At 26.5% G+C, this 17,482-nt stretch carries 17 protein-coding genes and 1 pseudogene; 7 read left to right on the top strand and 11 right to left on the bottom strand.

Features of this window, described 5'->3' with window-relative positions:
• Positions 1–6: 6 nt before the first annotated feature.
• Positions 7–1,236 carry a DUF711 family protein gene (locus ACTCCZ_RS10215; protein WP_079577159.1) on the bottom strand — a complete coding sequence of 410 codons (1,230 nt, stop codon included), beginning with the start codon at positions 1,234–1,236 and terminating at the stop codon, positions 7–9.
• Between the two features lie 233 nt (positions 1,237–1,469).
• On the opposite strand from ACTCCZ_RS10215, the gene ACTCCZ_RS10210 reads away from it, so the two are divergent.
• From ACTCCZ_RS10210 to ACTCCZ_RS10195, 4 genes are all read left to right on the top strand, one after another.
• Positions 1,470–2,795: a double-cubane-cluster-containing anaerobic reductase gene (locus ACTCCZ_RS10210; protein ID WP_079577158.1), complete on the top strand. Its 1,326-nt coding sequence runs from the start codon at positions 1,470–1,472 to the stop codon at positions 2,793–2,795.
• Positions 2,796–3,557, top strand: coding sequence for an acyl-CoA dehydratase activase (locus tag ACTCCZ_RS10205; protein WP_079577157.1), 762 nt, complete (start codon positions 2,796–2,798; stop codon positions 3,555–3,557). It abuts the gene before it with no gap.
• Between the two features lie 39 nt (positions 3,558–3,596).
• Entirely contained in the window at positions 3,597–4,115 is a 519-nt protein-coding gene (locus ACTCCZ_RS10200; protein WP_079577156.1) for a methyltransferase, read from the top strand.
• Positions 4,116–4,178: 63 nt separating this feature from the next.
• Positions 4,179–4,580, top strand: coding sequence for an EF-hand domain-containing protein (locus ACTCCZ_RS10195; protein ID WP_119184348.1), 402 nt, complete (start codon positions 4,179–4,181; stop codon positions 4,578–4,580).
• Between the two features lie 14 nt (positions 4,581–4,594).
• Here the strand turns inward: ACTCCZ_RS10195 and ACTCCZ_RS10190 are convergent, their stop codons facing one another.
• The 3 genes from ACTCCZ_RS10190 to ACTCCZ_RS10180 are packed head-to-tail and all read right to left on the bottom strand — an operon-like array spanning position 4,595 to position 7,838.
• Positions 4,595–6,703, bottom strand: coding sequence for a helix-hairpin-helix domain-containing protein (locus ACTCCZ_RS10190; protein ID WP_079577155.1), 2,109 nt, complete (start codon positions 6,701–6,703; stop codon positions 4,595–4,597).
• On the bottom strand, positions 6,700–7,311 hold the full coding sequence (locus ACTCCZ_RS10185) for a LysE family translocator (protein WP_079577154.1): 612 nt from the start codon (positions 7,309–7,311) through the stop codon (positions 6,700–6,702). The genes ACTCCZ_RS10190 and ACTCCZ_RS10185 overlap by 4 nt, the downstream gene beginning before the upstream one ends.
• Entirely contained in the window at positions 7,308–7,838 is a 531-nt protein-coding gene (locus ACTCCZ_RS10180) for a DedA family protein (protein WP_079577153.1), read from the bottom strand. The genes ACTCCZ_RS10185 and ACTCCZ_RS10180 overlap by 4 nt, the downstream gene beginning before the upstream one ends.
• A 180-nt stretch (positions 7,839–8,018) precedes the next feature.
• On the opposite strand from ACTCCZ_RS10180, the gene ACTCCZ_RS10175 reads away from it, so the two are divergent.
• Positions 8,019–9,254, top strand: coding sequence for a bifunctional diguanylate cyclase/phosphodiesterase (locus ACTCCZ_RS10175; RefSeq protein ID WP_079577152.1), 1,236 nt, complete (start codon positions 8,019–8,021; stop codon positions 9,252–9,254).
• Positions 9,238–10,032, top strand: coding sequence for a nucleotidyl cyclase domain-containing protein (locus tag ACTCCZ_RS10170; protein ID WP_079577151.1), 795 nt, complete (start codon positions 9,238–9,240; stop codon positions 10,030–10,032). Before ACTCCZ_RS10175 ends, ACTCCZ_RS10170 begins: the two co-directional genes overlap by 17 nt.
• An 18-nt stretch (positions 10,033–10,050) precedes the next feature.
• Here ACTCCZ_RS10170 and ACTCCZ_RS10165 read toward each other — a convergent pair whose 3' ends face one another.
• The 7 genes from ACTCCZ_RS10165 to ACTCCZ_RS10135 form a co-directional block, all read right to left on the bottom strand.
• On the bottom strand, positions 10,051–10,962 hold the full coding sequence (locus tag ACTCCZ_RS10165; RefSeq protein WP_079577150.1) for a 5-oxoprolinase subunit C family protein: 912 nt from the start codon (positions 10,960–10,962) through the stop codon (positions 10,051–10,053).
• A complete protein-coding gene (pxpB, locus tag ACTCCZ_RS10160; protein WP_079577149.1) occupies positions 10,959–11,633 on the bottom strand; it encodes a 5-oxoprolinase subunit PxpB in 675 nt (224 codons plus the stop codon). The genes ACTCCZ_RS10165 and pxpB overlap by 4 nt, the downstream gene beginning before the upstream one ends.
• 1 nt (position 11,634) lies before the next feature.
• Complete coding sequence (locus tag ACTCCZ_RS10155; RefSeq protein ID WP_079577148.1) at positions 11,635–12,369, bottom strand: 5-oxoprolinase subunit PxpA; 735 nt, start codon at positions 12,367–12,369, stop codon at positions 11,635–11,637.
• A gap of 35 nt (positions 12,370–12,404) precedes the next feature.
• On the bottom strand, positions 12,405–13,742 hold the full coding sequence (locus ACTCCZ_RS10150; protein ID WP_079577147.1) for a TRAP transporter large permease: 1,338 nt from the start codon (positions 13,740–13,742) through the stop codon (positions 12,405–12,407).
• Positions 13,732–14,151 (bottom strand): TRAP transporter small permease subunit, encoded by a 420-nt coding sequence (locus tag ACTCCZ_RS10145; protein WP_228145273.1) that lies wholly within the window; start codon positions 14,149–14,151, stop codon positions 13,732–13,734. The genes ACTCCZ_RS10150 and ACTCCZ_RS10145 overlap by 11 nt, the downstream gene beginning before the upstream one ends.
• A 72-nt stretch (positions 14,152–14,223) precedes the next feature.
• Positions 14,224–15,180 carry a TRAP transporter substrate-binding protein gene (locus ACTCCZ_RS10140; RefSeq protein WP_079577145.1) on the bottom strand — a complete coding sequence of 319 codons (957 nt, stop codon included), beginning with the start codon at positions 15,178–15,180 and terminating at the stop codon, positions 14,224–14,226.
• Between the two features lie 82 nt (positions 15,181–15,262).
• Positions 15,263–15,946 carry a response regulator transcription factor gene (locus ACTCCZ_RS10135; protein ID WP_079577144.1) on the bottom strand — a complete coding sequence of 228 codons (684 nt, stop codon included), beginning with the start codon at positions 15,944–15,946 and terminating at the stop codon, positions 15,263–15,265.
• A gap of 246 nt (positions 15,947–16,192) precedes the next feature.
• Between ACTCCZ_RS10135 and ACTCCZ_RS10130 the strand changes: the two are divergent.
• Positions 16,193–17,482: pseudogene (locus ACTCCZ_RS10130) on the top strand (hypothetical protein); the annotation flags it as partial.

Below are 17,482 nucleotides of genomic sequence, written 5' to 3'. Positions count from 1 at the left end.
TTAGTTCTATGGCACTTTTAATACTGCACAATTACATAAATCATCGCTTTCATAAGCTGTAATATCACCTTGTTTTAAATTAGGATAAGGAAAAAGTCTTACAGTCAATGGTTTATTTAATCTAAAAGCCATAGTTCCTGTATCTTGCATAATTAAAGCAATTTTTTCAATAGAAGTATCTCCTTCAATTGGTACAGTATCAAGTCCTATTCCACATACAGCACTATTTGTAAGTAGTGTTCTAATATCATAATCTTTTCTTTTAGTTCCAGCTGCTAAACCTAAATCTTCAATAACAGCAAGCATTAATCCTGAAAATCCTACTAATGGCACATTTTTTATACTTTTAAAAACCTTTGTAAGTAAAGAAGAAGCCTCTACACTTCCTGCTGCACCAAAAAACTCAACACCTAATAACTCATAAACACTTGCCATTGAAGAGCAGTTTTTAGATGGTGCTGCTGAACTATCAATTCCTACAAATTTAAAATCACTATTATCAAAACTATTTATTACTTCATTTATATTATCAACATGATACTGTAATGCTGTATTTAAAACTTCATAATACTCTTTAAACTTTTCTTGATGTGTTTTTTTACTATTTGATTCATTGCATTTACTTAAAACATTTACTAATAAATCTGGTGTTTCAAGACCTATAACATATGAATCTTCTAAAAAACTTTCATGGTATGAAGCTGGAAAATAAGGAATAAATGGCTTACAGTTAAAATTTACTGTAAAATTAAAATTACCCTCACCTCTTGGTGTTATTTGTGAAATCTTTTTAACAGCTTTTGCACAGTGTAAAATAGTATTATTATCTAAAATATCAAATTCATCTTTTTTTATATTTACACAAGCATTGCACAAATCACCATATGAAGCTATTAACTCAGGTAACATCTCAATTTGTTCTTTTGTTTTTGCTTCACCAATTGCAAATCTTATTCTTAAATTTTCATTTGAATATTTATTTAAAAGTGAAGAGATAAAGGCTAAATCTTTTTTTGCTTCTTCTATACTATTTATATTTAAATACTCTTCAAATGCATTTGTAACAACTCTTATTGATTGAACTTCATAATCAATTTTATTAAATCTTTTACTTAAGTTATTACAAAAACAACAAGCTTTTTCTATCTTTTTTTCCCAATTATTTTTATCTTTATCTAAAGTTAAAAATGTTGTTATTGTCCTTATTTTGCATAATTGTTTGTTTTTATAATTCATCTTTATCCTTTGGCAAAATACTAGCAAAGAAATAAAAAATAATCAATCCAAATATTGCTTTTTTATAAGCTTTTTTAATACTTTATTAAGTAAATTATATTATAATTTTAAGCAAAGCTGTATATTAGGTCTATGGTATAGACATACATGATTAAGCACTACAAAACTACTTAGCTTTATTCTACATGTAAAAAATTCTATTTATAACAGCAAACATATAAAAGGTAATTATTATGGGTGTACAAGAACACAGAAGCCTATTAAAAGATATTGGTGTAGATGTTGATAGACATGCAAAAATGATGGAAATGGGTCTTGAATCATACAAGGCACAATTTATGACACAAAAAAACAGACCAGAAGCTATGAAATATTTTGATTGGTTTATGAGTGAAATGCAAGGTCAAAGAATAGCAGAAATAAATGAATTAAGAAAAAATAAAAAACCTGCAATTGGAGCATTTTGTATTTTTGTTCCTGAAGAGATTATTGTGGGTTCAGGAGGAGCATGTTTTGGTTTATGTGGAGGAAGTCCTGCAACAATTGCTGATGCAGAGACTGAACTTCCTAGAAATATTTGTCCATTAATTAAATCTGCCCATGGATTTAAACTTCAAAAAACATGTGCTTATACTCAATCTTCTGATTTTATTTATGGAGAAACAACATGTGAAGCAAAGAAAAAAACTTGGGAAATTTTAAATAAACATCACCCTGTAAAAGTTATGAATATTCCACATATGAAAAGAGAAAAAGATTTAAAATTATGGAAAGAAGAACTTTTTGAGTTTAAAGAACACATCGAAAGTATAACAGGAGAAAAACTATCATTAGAACAGATGAAAAAAGGAACTAAGATAGTAAATGAAAAAAGAGAAGCTTTACAAAGATTAGATAGATTAAGAAGTATGAATAAAGATGTAATTCCAATAAGTGGAAAAGATGGTTTATTTGTTACTCAAATGGGATTTTTAGATGATCCTGTTAGATTTACTAAAAAAGTAAATGAACTTTGCGATGAATTAGAAAAAAGAGTTGAAGAAAAAATTAGTGTATTTGAAGAAGACACACCAAGACTTATGGTATTAGGAACTCCTTTTGCTCCACCAAACTGGAAACTTCACACAGCAGTTGAAACAAGTGGAGGAGCAATTATAAATGAAGAATCATGTATTGGACATAGATATTATAAAGATAATGTTAATTTAGATGATGTAAATAACGAAGATGAATTAATGCAAAAGCTACTTGATAAATATAGTGCAGTTGATTGTGCATGTTTTACACCAAATGCACCAAGAATTGACAAAATCTTACAAATGTATAAAGATAGACAAGCAAATGGAGTAATTTATTATACTTTATCATTTTGTCATACATATAATGTTGAAGCTCATTTAGTTACACAAGCACTTGAAAAAGAAGGAATTCCTTGTTTAGTAATTGAATCTGATTATTCACCAGAAGATGCAGGGCAAATAAAAACAAGAGTTGAAGCATTTTTAGAAAGTATTAATTTTAAAAAAGAAGCTGCTGCTTTTAAAAAGAAACAAAACTAAATGTACTGGGGAGTAGATATAGGGTCCACATATACAAAAATATGTGGACTTGATGAACAAAAAAATATAATAGATACAAAAACCATACCAACCATTGTAAATCAAGATGAAATAGTTCAAGAATATCTTAAAGATAAAAATGTTGAAATGTTAGTATCCACAGGATATGGAAGACATATGGTTCAAGAACTTTTTAATTGCCCAATAATTAGTGAAATAAAAGCACACGCGAAAGCAGCACACTATTTTCAAAATGATGCAGATATGGTTATTGACTTAGGTGGACAAGATAGTAAAGTAATAAAACTTGATTTAACTGGTGGTTTTATTGATTTTAAGATGAATGACAAATGCGCAGCAGGAACTGGAAAATTTTTAGAAATTGCTTCAAATAGAATGGGTTTAGAACTAGAAGAGTTTTCAAAAATAGGATTTAAAGCAACAAAGCAATTAACTATTTCAAGTATGTGTGCAGTTTTTGCAGAATCAGAAGTAATCTCACTTATCGCAAAAAAAGAGAGTGCTTCAAATATTTGTTATGCAGTTCATGAATCAATTGCATCAAGACTTGCTTCAATGGCAAGAAAATTTGCAATAAAAAGCAATAAGATTATATTTTCAGGAGGAGGAGCATTAAATCCTTTTTTACTACATTTAGTAGCTTTAAAATTAGATAAAGAAGTAATTGCATCAAAACACCCACAATTAGCTGGAGCAGTAGGTGCAGCACTTGCTGGTCATGAAGTAAGTACTGAACTTTAAAGAGTGAACTTTTAAGTTTGCTCAATGTAAAATAAACTTATGTTTGAGTTTTATTTACTAATTTTTTTACTTATAATTGTTTGTGCTATTGTCATATCTTCACTAAAAATTGGTATTTCTCCCATGCCAAGTTCAAAAGCTTCACATAAAATAATCTTAGAGTATGTAAAGAAAACAGAAAATAAAACTATTATTGATTTGGGTTCTGGCTTTGGAAGTTTAGCAATTTTTTTAGCTTCAAATCTTCCAAATAGAAAAATAATTGGCTATGAATTATCATTTTTCCCATGGTTAATCTCTATTTTTCTAAAAAAACTATTAAGATTAGAAAATCTTCATTTTTATAAAAAAGATTTTTTAAAACAAGATTTGAAAAATGCAACTTTAGTTTGTTATTTATACTTTAAAGGGATGAGAAAGCTCGAAGATAAGCTATTTGAAGACTCAATTAATACTACAATTATTAGTAGTACTTTTTCTTTTTTTAATATAAAGTATAGAGATAAACTATATGCAAATGACCTATTTAAAACTCCTATTTACTTATATATGACTTAAATATTAAATATTCATTAAAATTTCAATGTTATAATTTCAGTAAGATTAAAAAAAGGAAAAGCGATGAAAACTTTTAAAATTGCTATATTATCTATAGCTACATGTACGCTACTTGTTGCCCAAAATTTTCCAAATAAAGGGCCAATTCCTTTTAACTCGTATGATCAAAATACTGATGGAGAAATAACTTCAAAAGAGTTTTATGATGTAAGAGCTGAAAGAATGACTCAAAAAGCTAATCAAAATATGCCTATGAGAAACGCACAAAATGCTCCAAGTTTTGAAGACATTGATAAAAATGGTGATAAAAAAATAACAAAAGAAGAGTTACAAGATTATCAACTAAATAAAATGTCAACGAGAATGAATAATAAAGGCATGAACAAAGGCCAAGGCATGAATCAAGGTCAAGGGATGAAAGGCCAAGGGATGAACCAAGGTCAAGGAAGAGGCATGAATAACTAAGAGAGTTTTCTCTCTTAGTTATTTATCATCATACTTAAAGCTACTTTTTGTCTTTTCATATCAATATCAATAACTTTAAGTCTTGGTAAAAATTGATTTATTGATAAAACTTCCATTGGATGATTTACTCTTTTTTCACTCATTTTAGAAATATGTATCATTGCATCATTTTTCAATCCAACATCAACAAAAGCTCCAAAATCAGTTAGATTTCTCACCACCCCACAAAGTTCATCATCAAGTTTTAAAGACTCTAAACTAAGCTCATCATCTCTAAATACAGTTTGAGGTAACTCTTCTCTAATATCAAAGCCTGGTTTTAAAAGTTCACTTATTACATCTTCACAAACAGTTTTTGAAATCTCAAATTTATTACAAACTTCTTCTTTATTTATATTATTTAAATCTTCATATTTTAAAAGTTGATTTGCTAACTCATAATTTTCAGGATGAATTGCAGTATTATCTAAAATTGATAAACCATCTTTTATTCTTAAAAATCCAACTGCTTGTTCATAAACCTTTGCTCCAATTCCACTTACTTTTAATAAGTCACTTTTTGTTTTGAAGTTTTTGTTTTTATCTCTATATAAAACAATATTTAAAGCTAATTTTTCAGAAATACCTGATACAAATGACAATAACTTATAAGAAGCAGAGTTTATATCAACTCCTACTTTATTTACCAAATCTTCAGTAACTTCATTTAACTTTTTCTCAAGTTTAGTTTGATTTACATCATGTTGATATTGCCCTACTCCAAGTGATTTTGCATCAATTTTTACGAGTGCTGATAAAGGATCTCTTAATCTACTAGCAATTGAAATAGCACCTCTTGTTGTAACATCTAAATTAGGATACTCAATAGTTGCAATCTTTGAAGCAGAATAAACAGATGCACCAATCTCACTTACAACTGCAAATTTTAAATCTAAATTATTCTCTTTTATAAACTTTGAGAAAAAACTTGCTGTTTCATTTGAGGCAGTTCCATTACCAATTGCTATGGCATTGATTTTATACTTTTTAATTAAATCAAAAACAATCTTACTAGAATTTTTATAATCTTCTTTTGGTTTTGTAGGATATATTACATTTGAGTCTAAATAGTTGGCATTTTCATCAATAACAGCTAATTTACAACCTGTTTTATATCCAGGGTCAACTCCAAGTATAACTCTATTTACAACAGGTGGAGTAATTAAAAGTTGATGTAAATTTTTTCCAAAAAGATTTATTGCTTCATTGCTTGCTTTTTCTTTTATATTTGTAATAAGTTCTCTTTTTAAACTAGGAAGTAACAATCTTTTTAAACCATCAACTAATCCCTCAAGTAGATAAATACTTGAACTATTTGCATCTTTTGGAATCTTAAATTTTTGTATATTCTCTATAATTCTTTCTTCATCAATTTCTACTTTTATTGATAATTGTTTTTCATTGACAGCTCTATTTATTGCTAAAAATCTGTGAGAGGGAATATATTTGGCTTTTTGAGAAAACTCTTTATAGTTTTTATAAACTCCATCTTCTTGATAATCTTTTGTTGGTTTTGTTTGTAAAAGTGCATGATTTTCTAAAAGTGTTCTTACTACTTGTTTTGAGCGTATATCATCAGCATATCTTTGAGCAATAATATCTTTTGCACCTAAAATTGCTTCTTTAGTATCTTTTATATTTTCATTTAAAAAATTCTTTGCTTTTTTTTCAACTTCTTCTTTTGTATATTTTACACAAGAGATAATATTTGCTAAACCCTCTAAATTATTATCAATAGCCTTTTGTGTTCTTGAACTTTTTGCTGTTTTAAAAATAGAGTAAATATCATCTAATGCAACTAATGTTGTTGCCTCATTAATTGATGCTTCAAGTTTTGAAGTTAAAAGCTCTTTTTGAATAAGTTTTTGTTTTATATCATCTTTTTTTTCTACAACTTTTTTACTATATTCATAAATATCATTGAAATCTCTTAAAGTTTCATCACTTGCATTTCCTGTTAAATCTTTTCTATATCTAGCAATAAAAGGAATAGTACATCCTTGCTCAAAAAGATTTAATATATTTTCTATGTACTCTTGTTTTAAATTTGTTTTTTCTTTTATAGTTTTTATTAATTCATTCAATTTATATATCCTATTGCATCAAAAATTAATTTCACAGCAAATGCTGCTAATAATAAGGCCAAAAATTTCATTATAAAAAAATAAACCTTCCCTTTTAAAAACTTTTTACTCTTTGCTGCCATATATGCAATAAAAACTTTTGAACCAACCAATGAAAAGTAAAAAGTTGCTAAAAAAGCAAACACTACACTTAAAGAGAACTCATTTAGTATTTGCAGTAAAATAGGTGTTCCAATAGCAATCCAAAAAAGATAAGGATTTGGACTTAAAGCACCAATAACTAAACCTTGTCTAAAAGACTTATTTGGCATATTTTTATCGAGCACAATTTGTTCAACCTTAAAATTTTCATAAGCTAAATAGAATAAATAAGCACTTCCAACTAAAGAAACAAACATTAAAAACATCTTTGAATCACTAATATAACTTGCTAAAAGAATAGATAATATAACTATTGGAATATCTACTATTACAGGAGAAAAAGCCACTTTAATACCTGAATTCAAATCATGTTTTAAAGTTTGTTGTATTACAAAGTTTGTAAGAGGACCTGGAGCAAAACCAGCACTTACACCCAAAGTAAGTGCTAAAAATAAAAAATCTATCATACTCTTCTAAAAATAAAAGAAAGTAATAAAAATACTACAACAACTATTCCTAAGCCTATATATTTAAAGTCTTCACTACTATTTAAAATATAAGAACCTGCTGTATAACTTGCATAACCAACAATTACAGCCCAAAGTGCTGTTGCTAAAATATTAAAAAAGATAAACTTTTTACTTGAATATTTTGTAATTCCCATAGCCAATGGAATTAATGTTTTTATTCCATAAATATATTTTTGGAAAAAGACTACAAAAGAGCCATATCTTCTCATCATCAAATGGGCTAAAGCCACTTTTCTTCCATACTTTTTCATCATATCTTTTGCATACATTTTATTTTTTCTTGCAAGTGTAAATAAAAATTGATCACCTAAAAAGTTAGATACACCAGCAACTAAAATTGAGATATAAATATTTAAGTCACCTGCATAAGATAACACTCCTGCAACTACAAGACCTACAAATCCACCACCAAAGGAATAAGCAAATAATGCAATATATCCCCAATCTCTTATCAAATCTTCCAATACAAACCCTTATATAAATTTAATGGATTTTATCTAAATAAGTTTTAAATAACATATAGTGAAGATTTTACAAAATAAATAACTTTTTTTTCAATTAAATAATATTTTTACATTCGTTATTCTAGGTATCTTAAGATTTAATAATATATAATCAATTTATAAAGTAAAAAAAGGGTATGAATGTCTATAATAAAAAAGTTTTTAAGATATAAAAATAAAGATAAAATAAAAACACTTTTTTTAATAGATATTTTATATATGAAAGATATTAATGCTGTTTACAATTTTGACAATGGCGATTACATAATAAAACAGCTAGAAGAGTTACTTAAACATACTATTAAAAATAAAATAAAAAGTATAGTAAAAGATTCTATTTTCATTGATTTTGTAAATACACATGTTGATGTTTTTGGACTTACTATATACAAAGATATATCACAAGAAGATATAGAAAAAATAAAAGATGCAATCTTTTATACAATAATCTCACACAAATTTAAACTTTTAGATAAAAAATCTTTTATTAATATTGATGTAACAATAGGTTGTTCTAAAAGTGCTGATAAAAAAGTAAAAATATATGCAGAAAAAGCTTTACACAATGCAAAGTTAAATTTTGTTCATTTTATCTATTTTGATAGTAAATTTTATGAAGAAGAGAATTCAAATGAAAATTTACTTGAAATACTTAAATATAATATTCAAGAAAAGTTAGTAGAACCATATTTTCAGCCAATAGCAAACGCTCAAACAGAAGAGATAGTAAAATACGAAGCTTTAATGAGAGTATTTGATAAAGACAACAATATGATAATGCCTTATGTTTTTATTCAAAAATCTAAAAAATATAGATTATATAATAATTTAATGGCAATACTAATTGAGAAAGTTGTTTCATATATCAATAAATACAAAATAAATATAAGTATAAATCTTGACTTTCATGATATATTAAATCCAAAAATAAAAGATTTATTAATAGAAAAAATCAAAAATAACAATGTTGGAGAATATCTAACTTTAGAGATATTAGAAAGTGATAAAATCTCAAACTATTCTATTGTAAATGAGTTTATAAAAGAAGTTAAAAAATATGGTGTAAAAATAGCTATTGATGATTTTGGAACAGGCTTTTCAAATTATGAATATATTTTAAATATTGATGTTGATTATATAAAAATAGATGGCTCACTTATTAAAAAAATTGATCAAGAAATCTATTTAAATCTTGTAAAAAGTATAGTTTTATTTTGTAAACAACAAAACTTTGAAGTTGTTGCAGAGTTTGTAAGTGATTTGAAAATATTACGATATATTCGTTCTTTAGGAATTGAATATGCGCAAGGCTATTATATTAGTAAGCCAAAACCAATAGAAACAATAGTTGGAGAACTTAATGAAAAGAATTCTTAAAAAAGTAACTGATGCGACTGTAAATGAACTTTTACAAAATGAAATTATTTTACCCTCAACATATTTTCAGTGCTTTGATAAACACGCAAAAACCTTAGAAATAGACTTAGAAGATAAAGAGTTTCACAAAAACTTAGACTCTTTTATTGCAAAAGAGTATGCAGATATAAATGATTATGCAAAAAAAACATTAGAGAGTTTAGATAAAGTTACACTTGCAACAAAAGATGCAAAACTTGCAATTGAAAATAAAGATGAAAGTTCTTTACAAAAAATCTATCATGAGATGCAAGATTTGAAAAAAGAGCTTGATACTGTAACAAATAAAGTATTTAAAGATGAAGTAACACAAGCTTTTAATAAAAAATGGATTTATAATAGATTTTTAAATAGTGAATATAATTTTAAAAAAGATGGAGCAATGGCTTTAATAAAAGTAGAAAATGCTGATTATATTTATGAAAATTATGGTCAACTAATATTTGATAATTTACAAATATTTTTAGTAAAATATATTACTAAAAAAATAAAAGAAGAGAGATTAAATTATAGTATTGCTAGATTTATAAATAACCAATTTATTATATTTTTTGATAATGAAGATTTAAAAGAGTGTTCACATGTAATTAATAATATAAAAAACCTAATTGAAGACACTACACTTAAAAGCAAATCAGGCATCTTAATCAAACCAAAATTTACCTATGAAATAAATACATATTCAAAAAATGAAAGCTTTTCAGAACTAATAGAAAACTCTTTTATAAATACCTATTAATAAAAAAGCTTTTAAAACTTAGTTAAAAGAGTTATAAAACTCTTTTAACTTCTTTTGTGCTTTTTCAATAGATATTTGTTTAAATCTTATTTTTGTATTTGGTTTTGCTTGCGCTAATTTAAAGCAATCTATACTTAAAACACTACCAATTTTAGGATAACCACCAATTGTTTGCCTATCTTTTAAAAGTATAATAGGTTGTCCATCACTTGGAATTTGTATTGCTCCAAAGCTTATTCCCTCAGATACGATACCATCAATATCACACTTTATTGCATCACCTTTTAGTTTGCAAGCCATTCTATTAAACTCATTTGATACGGTAAACTCACTTGAGAAAAACTTCTGTTTTTCCTTATCAGAAAAATATTCATCTTGATAAGATAAAACAACTCTTAGTAAAAGTGTATCTTCATACTTTGGATGAAAAATATCTTTTAATCTTGAAGTATGATGTAAAGTATGGGAGTTTATTTTTAAAATATCACCCTTTTGCAATCTATTTGCATTTAAGCCACCAAGATTTTCTTTTATTGTAGTTGAATAACTTCCAAACTCTTTTTTTATTTTAAAGCCATCTTTTACAGCAAGATATACTTTTGAACCTTCTAAAAATTTTCCAATTTTAAAAATATCTCCAACTTTTAGATTATGTGTTTGCCAACTCTTTTTAAGTTCATTGTTTATAAAAACCTCACAAAAAGCTCCTGTTACTGCTATTTGTGTATTTGTATTTGCTTTAAACTCAACATTTGAAAAAGCTATTTCTATAATATTTTCATCTTTTTTATTACCTAAAAGCATATTTGCAATATAGTAAGCATACTCATCCATAACACCTGCATGTGTTACACCTATGTGTGTATATGAAAATCTTCCTTTATCTTGAATAGTTGCAAAAATTGGAGTATTAATAATCTCTAAACTCATAAAATCCCTCCTTGTTTTAAAAACTGCTCTTTTGAAATGGGATTAAATTTCACCCTATCTCCTACACTAATAGGAGATAAAGTCTCTAAACTTTTATCAAAAAATTCAAAAGCAGTTCTTCCTACAATATTCCAGCCTCCAGGACTAGCTTGTGGATAAACAGCTGTTTGTGTATTTGCAATTGCAACACTTCCTTTTGGAATACTCTTTCTTGGAGTACTTAATCTAGGAAGAGCAATACGCTCATCTACACTTGCTAAGTATCCAAAACCTGGTAAGAATCCTATTGCATATACATCATATGTTCTGTCTGAATGAATTTTTATAATTTCTTCTATACTTAAAGCTGTTTTTTTACTCATACTTTGCAAATCTAATCCAACTTCAACTCCATAATAAACATCAATAGTAATTAGTTTAGAGTTATCTTCTTGAGTTTCATCAAGATTAATCAACTCTTCAAGTTTTGTTTTTATAGTTTCATAATCATATGTAAAAATATCATATGTAATTAAAATTGAAGTATATGATGGAACTATTTCAATAATTCCATCAAGATTTAATTTTTTTACACAAAGATAAGCATTTTTTACCTTTTTTGCTATATCTTTATCAATCTTATCTCCAAAATAGATAATTAATGAATCAACTGAGGCTACTTTTATTTTCATTTTAAATCAATGCTTTTCTTAATAGTTTAATAAAGTCTAAGGCCTTTTCATTATCTCCATGTACACATAAACTATCTACTTCTAAAAATAGTCTATTACTGTTTACACTTGTTATATAGCCTTTTTCTTTAAGTGTTGAGATTCGTTGAGCAACTTCTAACTCATCGTGAATCACCGCATCATCTCTCATTCTTGATACAAGAGTTCCATCATCGTTATAATTTCTATCTGCAAATACTTCATATAATAGATTTATTCCATAAAACATTGCAGTATGTTTATAACTTTCATTTTTAGGGCTTGATAAAATCATAAGTTTTATATTTTTATCAAAAGATGAAATTGCACTTAATATTGCTTTGAATATATTTTCATCTTTCATCATATCATTATATAAAGCACCATGAGGTTTTACATATGAAATACCTGTTCCATGAGCTTTACAAAATGCATTTAATGCACCTAATTGATATAAAATTATAGACTTTATCTCTTCAAGTGAACATCTCATACTTCTTCTACCAAAACCAACTAAGTCTTGATATGCAGGATGTGCACCAAGTGTTACATTGTATTTTTTTGCCAATGCAACAGATTTATTCATAGTTAAAGCATCACTAGCATGGAAACCACAAGCAAGATTTGCCATATCAATGTATGGCATAATTTGCTCATCATATCCCATCTTCCAGATACCAAAACTCTCTCCCATATCGCAGTTTAATCTAATATTCATAACCTTATCCTATAAATTGTGATACTTTATTATATCTAACCAATCATTTTATTTGGTAAGAAAAATACCAATTCTGGGAAAAATGTAATTAGTGCAACTGTTATAATCATTATTATAAAAAATGGAAAAGTTGCTTTTAAAATCGTTTCAATCTTTTCATTACTTATACCTTGAATTACAAATAGTGAAAATCCAACAGGTGGAGTTATTTGTGCCATTTCTACCATAAATACCAAGAAAATACCAAACCATAAAGGATCATATCCAGCTAAAATAACAATAGGTAATACAATTGGTAAAGTCATTACAACAATAGAAATTGCTTCTAAAATCATTCCTAAAATAATATACATAATACCTATTAATAAAATAAGCATTAAAGGACTTAATCCAAGACCTGTAATAAACTCACTCATTGCTCTTGCAATTCCTAAAAACCCAATAACTTGAGATAAGAAAACTGCACCTGCAATAATAAATCCAATCATAACTGAAGTTTTTACACTATTTAAAAGTGCATTTTTTAATATTTCTAAAGATAAAGCTTTAAAATAAGTAGCTAAAATCAATGAACCCAAAATACCTAAAGCTGCTGCTTCTGTTGGAGTTGCAAAACCACCATAAATTGAACCTAAAACTAATCCAATAAGTGAAAATATAGGCGCTAAATCTTTTAATGAATATAGTTTATCTTTAAAAGTATATGTTTCATCATCAGCTGGCATAACATTTTCTTTATCTGTTGTTGCTTTATACATAATATAAAAAGAGTATAAAGTAGCAAGTAATAATCCAGGTATTAAACCAGCAACAAAAAGTTTACCAATAGATACATCAGATAAAACTCCATATATAATCATTATAAGTGATGGAGGAATTAAATATCCAAGAGTACCAGAACCTGCAAGTGAACCCATAGCTAAGGATTTTGAATATCCCCTACTTTGAAGTTCATCAAGAGTAATTTTACCAACAGTAGCAGTAGTAGCAGCACTAGAACCAGACACTGCTGCAAAAAGAGAACAAGCTGCAACATTTACATGTAAAAGTTTACCAGGTATATGAGTAAGCCATGGCTTTAATCCATTTAATAATCTTGTTGAGATTGAAGATTTATATAAAATCTCACCCATTAAAATAAACATTGGAAGTGCTGCAAGTGACCAAGAGTTTAAAGCATCATAAAGTGAAGATGCAAGTAAATCTCCTATTTTATCATATACACTTATTACAGGAGGAAGGTTATGATCAAATAAAAGCATTCCAATTATTCCTGTTAACATCAATGAAATACCAATCCAAATAGATGATAATAAAAATATAAACATTATTACTATTAAAACAATTGATAATATAAGTGGATCAGCTATCATGTGTAAATCCTTTGAAAATAAAAACTATAACTGCTAAAATAAATAGCGCAATTCCAATAGGCATTGCAAGTTGAGTTAAATAAATTGGTGTTTCTGATACATTTTCTGAAAGCATTTCAAACTCATATGAGTCATATGCAAGTAATACAGTTCTATAAAATGCAAAAAATAGTACACCAAGTGCAATAATTGCTGCAAAAACATCTACTTTTTTATTTGCTTTTTTAGAAAGCTTTGAAGTAATTATATTAATTCTAATATGACTATCACTACTAAAAGTATAAGCAAGTCCTAAAAAAATAGAAGCTAAATAGAGATATCCACTATATTCATCTGCAATCATTGTTGAAATATCAAAAAATGATCTTAGAAAAATCTCCAATAAAATTAGTGATACTAATATTATCAATAAAAATCCCGATAAATAAGCTCCCCCTTTTGAGAGCTTATCTACTAAATTACATAAAGAGTTCATACGCAACTACTTTCTATATTCTTTAAAGATTTTTTTAATATCTTTATTTGCATCATCAAGGTATTCAGTTAAAAGTTTTAAAGCAATTTCATCAAGCTCTTTTTTAAGTTCAGGACTAGCTTCTTTTACTTTCATACCATTTTTTCTTAATAACTCTAAAGAAGTCTCATCTTCAATTTTCACAGCTTCCCATTGGGCTTTTTCAATCTCTTTTGCTGCTTTTAACATCGCTTTTTGTTGATTTTTATCTAAAGCATTCCAATAATCTAAATTTATAGTAACTGCTTGTAAAGGATATGCATAATTTATTTTTGTATAATTACCTAATACTTCCCAAAACTTACCATCTTTACCTGAACTTGAAGAAGTTACAACAGAATCAACCATTCCAGTTCTAAGTGATGAATAAACCTCTCCCCAAGGTAAAGCAACAGCGTTTCCGCCTGCAAGATTTACAAAAGATGCAGAGTTTTTATCATAAGTTCTAGTTTTTACACCTTTAAAATCATCAATTGAATTAATCTCATTTTTAGAATAAAAACCACTTGCTGGCCAAGTTACTGAATAAAGTAATTTTTGATTCCATTTTCTTGCAGTTTTTTCATAAGATTTTTTTGATAATTGATAAAGCTTGTAAGCATCTTCATATGAGTTTGCTATAAAAGGAAGTGCTGAAATTCCAAATACCTTACCTCCACCTGATGTAAAAGGTATAAACATATCAGTCATAGCTACAGTTCCATCTTTTACTGCTTTTAAAGGATTTCCTTTTATAAGCGCACTACCTGAATGTACTGTAATATTTATACTTCCATTAGTATACTCTTTAACTAATGTTGCAAATTTCTTAGCACCTTGTGTATGAAAGTTACTTTCAGAATATTTTGCGTTTAAATCCATTTTCATATCACCTGCAAATAGTGCACTTGCAAGAGATACAATCAATAAACTTTTCTTGAACATTTAAGACTCCTTTTGATTTTATTAAGGAATCTTAACTTACCCTAGTGAGTAAAAAGTGAGTTTTTTGTGACTTATGTGTAATTTATGTACTTTTTAATTTATAACCTTCTTGTGGGATATTTATCAAAATATCTTCAGGAACCCTTTGTCTAAACTCTTTTATGAATGTTTTCAATGCACTCATACTCATACTTTTATCTTTCCATAAATACTCTTCAATATAATCATATGTTAAAATTCTATTTCTATTTTCATACAACAATATAATAAATTCTTTATCTCTTTTTCTTAAGCTAATCAATTCATCTTTAAAGTATAACTCCCTTGATTCCATATAAAAACACAAATTATCATTTAATTGTATTTTTAAAGTAAGTTTTGAAGCAAGTGCTTTTAATATACCACTTAAAAGTGACTCTGAATTAACAGGTTTTAAGATATATTGATTTACATTTAAATTTATCAAATCCAATAAATACTCTTCATTACTATATGCTGTAACCATTATTATAATAGTGTTAAAATCTTTTTTTCTTATGTTTTCAATAAGGGCGATTCCATTCTTCTTTGGCATCTCAATATCACTTAAAACTATTGATGGCTTATATTCATAATACAATTCATAGCCCTCATCAGCATTTGAAGCTGAATAAACTTCATCAAAATAATACTTTAAAGTATTTACCAAACGTTTACGAATACCCTCTTCATCCTCTACACAAAGAATTGTATAGTTTTTCAATTGTTCTAATAACTCTTTTTTCATAAAAAACCTTTAAAACAAAATATATTATATAATTTATTAAAAAAAACTTTTAACACTTTTCAAATTGTCATTTTTTTATTATTTTTATGTATAATATCAAAATTAAAAAGTTATATATTAAATATTTATTTGAATCTATTTTATATTATTTTCATAAGAAAATATTAATTAGACTATTACTTTTTTATTATATTTTCTTGTTACAATTAAATTAGAAAAATGATACTACATCAAAAAGGATTACAAATGTCAATCAAACAAAAACTTGTTCTACTAAGCACAAGTGTACTTTTAGGATTAATTGCTCTTTTTATTTTGAATAACTATAGTCAAAATCAAATGAGAGAATTAGTTAAAGCCCAAAAATCTGTTGAAATACTAAAAACAGTACAAACACTATTAAGGAAAAATGAAAAAGATTTTCTAGCAAGAAAAGATGAAAAATATCTAAATGATTTCCAAAATAATTTCAAAAGTTTACAAAACAGCGCAAACTCTTTAAAAGATATATTAAAAGAAGTAGATATTAGCACTGAATATACAAATGAGTTTTTAGAAATATCAAATAAATACTATGATATTTTCACACAAATTGCAAATACACAAAAGCAAATAGGTTTAACTCATACAGATGGATTATACGGAAACTTAAGAAAAAGTGTACATAATGTACAAGAGTTTGCAAAAAATGCTGGCAATTTTGAATTATTAGCTTTAGTATATGAGCTAAGAAAAGAAGAAAAAGACTTTATGTTAAGACTTGATGAAAAGTATAGCACTAGATTTGAAAAAAAGATTGATTTACTTACAACAATGTCAATTAATCAAGAAATTAAAACTTATTTAAATCAATATAAAACTGCCTTTTTACAATTAGTTGAAAAAGAAAAAGTTAAAGGACTAAATGAAAAAAGTGGACTTTTAGAAAATCTAAGAAAAACTATTTACCAAACTGAAAATAGTTTAAATAATATGGAAAAAAACATTTCTACTCATATTGTAAAAGCAGAATCATTTTTAAATACATTCTTAATTATTTTAACACTACTTATTATTGTAGTATTGATGGTTTCTTTTTACTTTATAGCAAAATCTATTACAAAATCTATAAATAGATTTCAAGAGGGATTAATTGGCTTTTTTAAATATCTAAACAATGAGACAAAAAATGTTGAATTATTGGATGATAGCAAAAATGATGAGATATCAAATATGTCAAAACTAATCAATAAGAATATAGAAAAAACAAAAAATAATATTGAAGAAGATAAAGCACTAATTTTAGATGTAACTCAAGTTGCAACAAAAATTAAAGAGGGGCATTTAAATAAACAAATTACAGCTTCAACATCAAATGAATCATTAAATGCACTAAAAGATGTTATAAATGAGATGTTAGTTGGTTTAAACAAAAACATAAGCTCAATCTCAATAGTATTAAAAGAGTTTAGTAATTATAAGTTTACAAGTAAAGTAGATAGTAGTGGTGTTGAAGGAGATATGAAAGAGTTTATAGAGAATGTAAACTTCTTAACA

Source organism: Malaciobacter sp. (genome assembly GCF_055140965.1).
The sequence above is the reverse complement of the archived record's forward strand: the minus strand, read 5'-3'. Positions and strand labels throughout refer to the sequence as shown.

Excerpts from the sequence above, each read along its gene's own strand:
- ACTCCZ_RS10195 (WP_119184348.1), top strand. The coding sequence starts at position 4,179 with ATGAAAACTTTTAAAATTGCTATATTATCTATAGCTACATGTACGCTA.
- ACTCCZ_RS10135 (WP_079577144.1), bottom strand. The coding sequence starts at position 15,946 with ATGAAAAAAGAGTTATTAGAACAATTGAAAAACTATACAATTCTTTGT.
- pxpB (WP_079577149.1), bottom strand. The coding sequence starts at position 11,633 with ATGAAAATAAAAGTAGCCTCAGTTGATTCATTAATTATCTATTTTGGA.
- ACTCCZ_RS10155 (WP_079577148.1), bottom strand. The coding sequence starts at position 12,369 with ATGAATATTAGATTAAACTGCGATATGGGAGAGAGTTTTGGTATCTGG.
- ACTCCZ_RS10205 (WP_079577157.1), top strand. The coding sequence starts at position 2,796 with ATGTACTGGGGAGTAGATATAGGGTCCACATATACAAAAATATGTGGA.
- ACTCCZ_RS10165 (WP_079577150.1), bottom strand. The coding sequence starts at position 10,962 with ATGAGTTTAGAGATTATTAATACTCCAATTTTTGCAACTATTCAAGAT.
- ACTCCZ_RS10140 (WP_079577145.1), bottom strand. The coding sequence starts at position 15,180 with ATGTTCAAGAAAAGTTTATTGATTGTATCTCTTGCAAGTGCACTATTT.
- ACTCCZ_RS10215 (WP_079577159.1), bottom strand. The coding sequence starts at position 1,236 with ATGAATTATAAAAACAAACAATTATGCAAAATAAGGACAATAACAACA.
- ACTCCZ_RS10210 (WP_079577158.1), top strand. The coding sequence starts at position 1,470 with ATGGGTGTACAAGAACACAGAAGCCTATTAAAAGATATTGGTGTAGAT.
- ACTCCZ_RS10170 (WP_079577151.1), top strand. The coding sequence starts at position 9,238 with ATGAAAAGAATTCTTAAAAAAGTAACTGATGCGACTGTAAATGAACTT.
- ACTCCZ_RS10200 (WP_079577156.1), top strand. The coding sequence starts at position 3,597 with ATGTTTGAGTTTTATTTACTAATTTTTTTACTTATAATTGTTTGTGCT.
- ACTCCZ_RS10185 (WP_079577154.1), bottom strand. The coding sequence starts at position 7,311 with ATGATAGATTTTTTATTTTTAGCACTTACTTTGGGTGTAAGTGCTGGT.
- ACTCCZ_RS10175 (WP_079577152.1), top strand. The coding sequence starts at position 8,019 with ATGTCTATAATAAAAAAGTTTTTAAGATATAAAAATAAAGATAAAATA.
- ACTCCZ_RS10150 (WP_079577147.1), bottom strand. The coding sequence starts at position 13,742 with ATGATAGCTGATCCACTTATATTATCAATTGTTTTAATAGTAATAATG.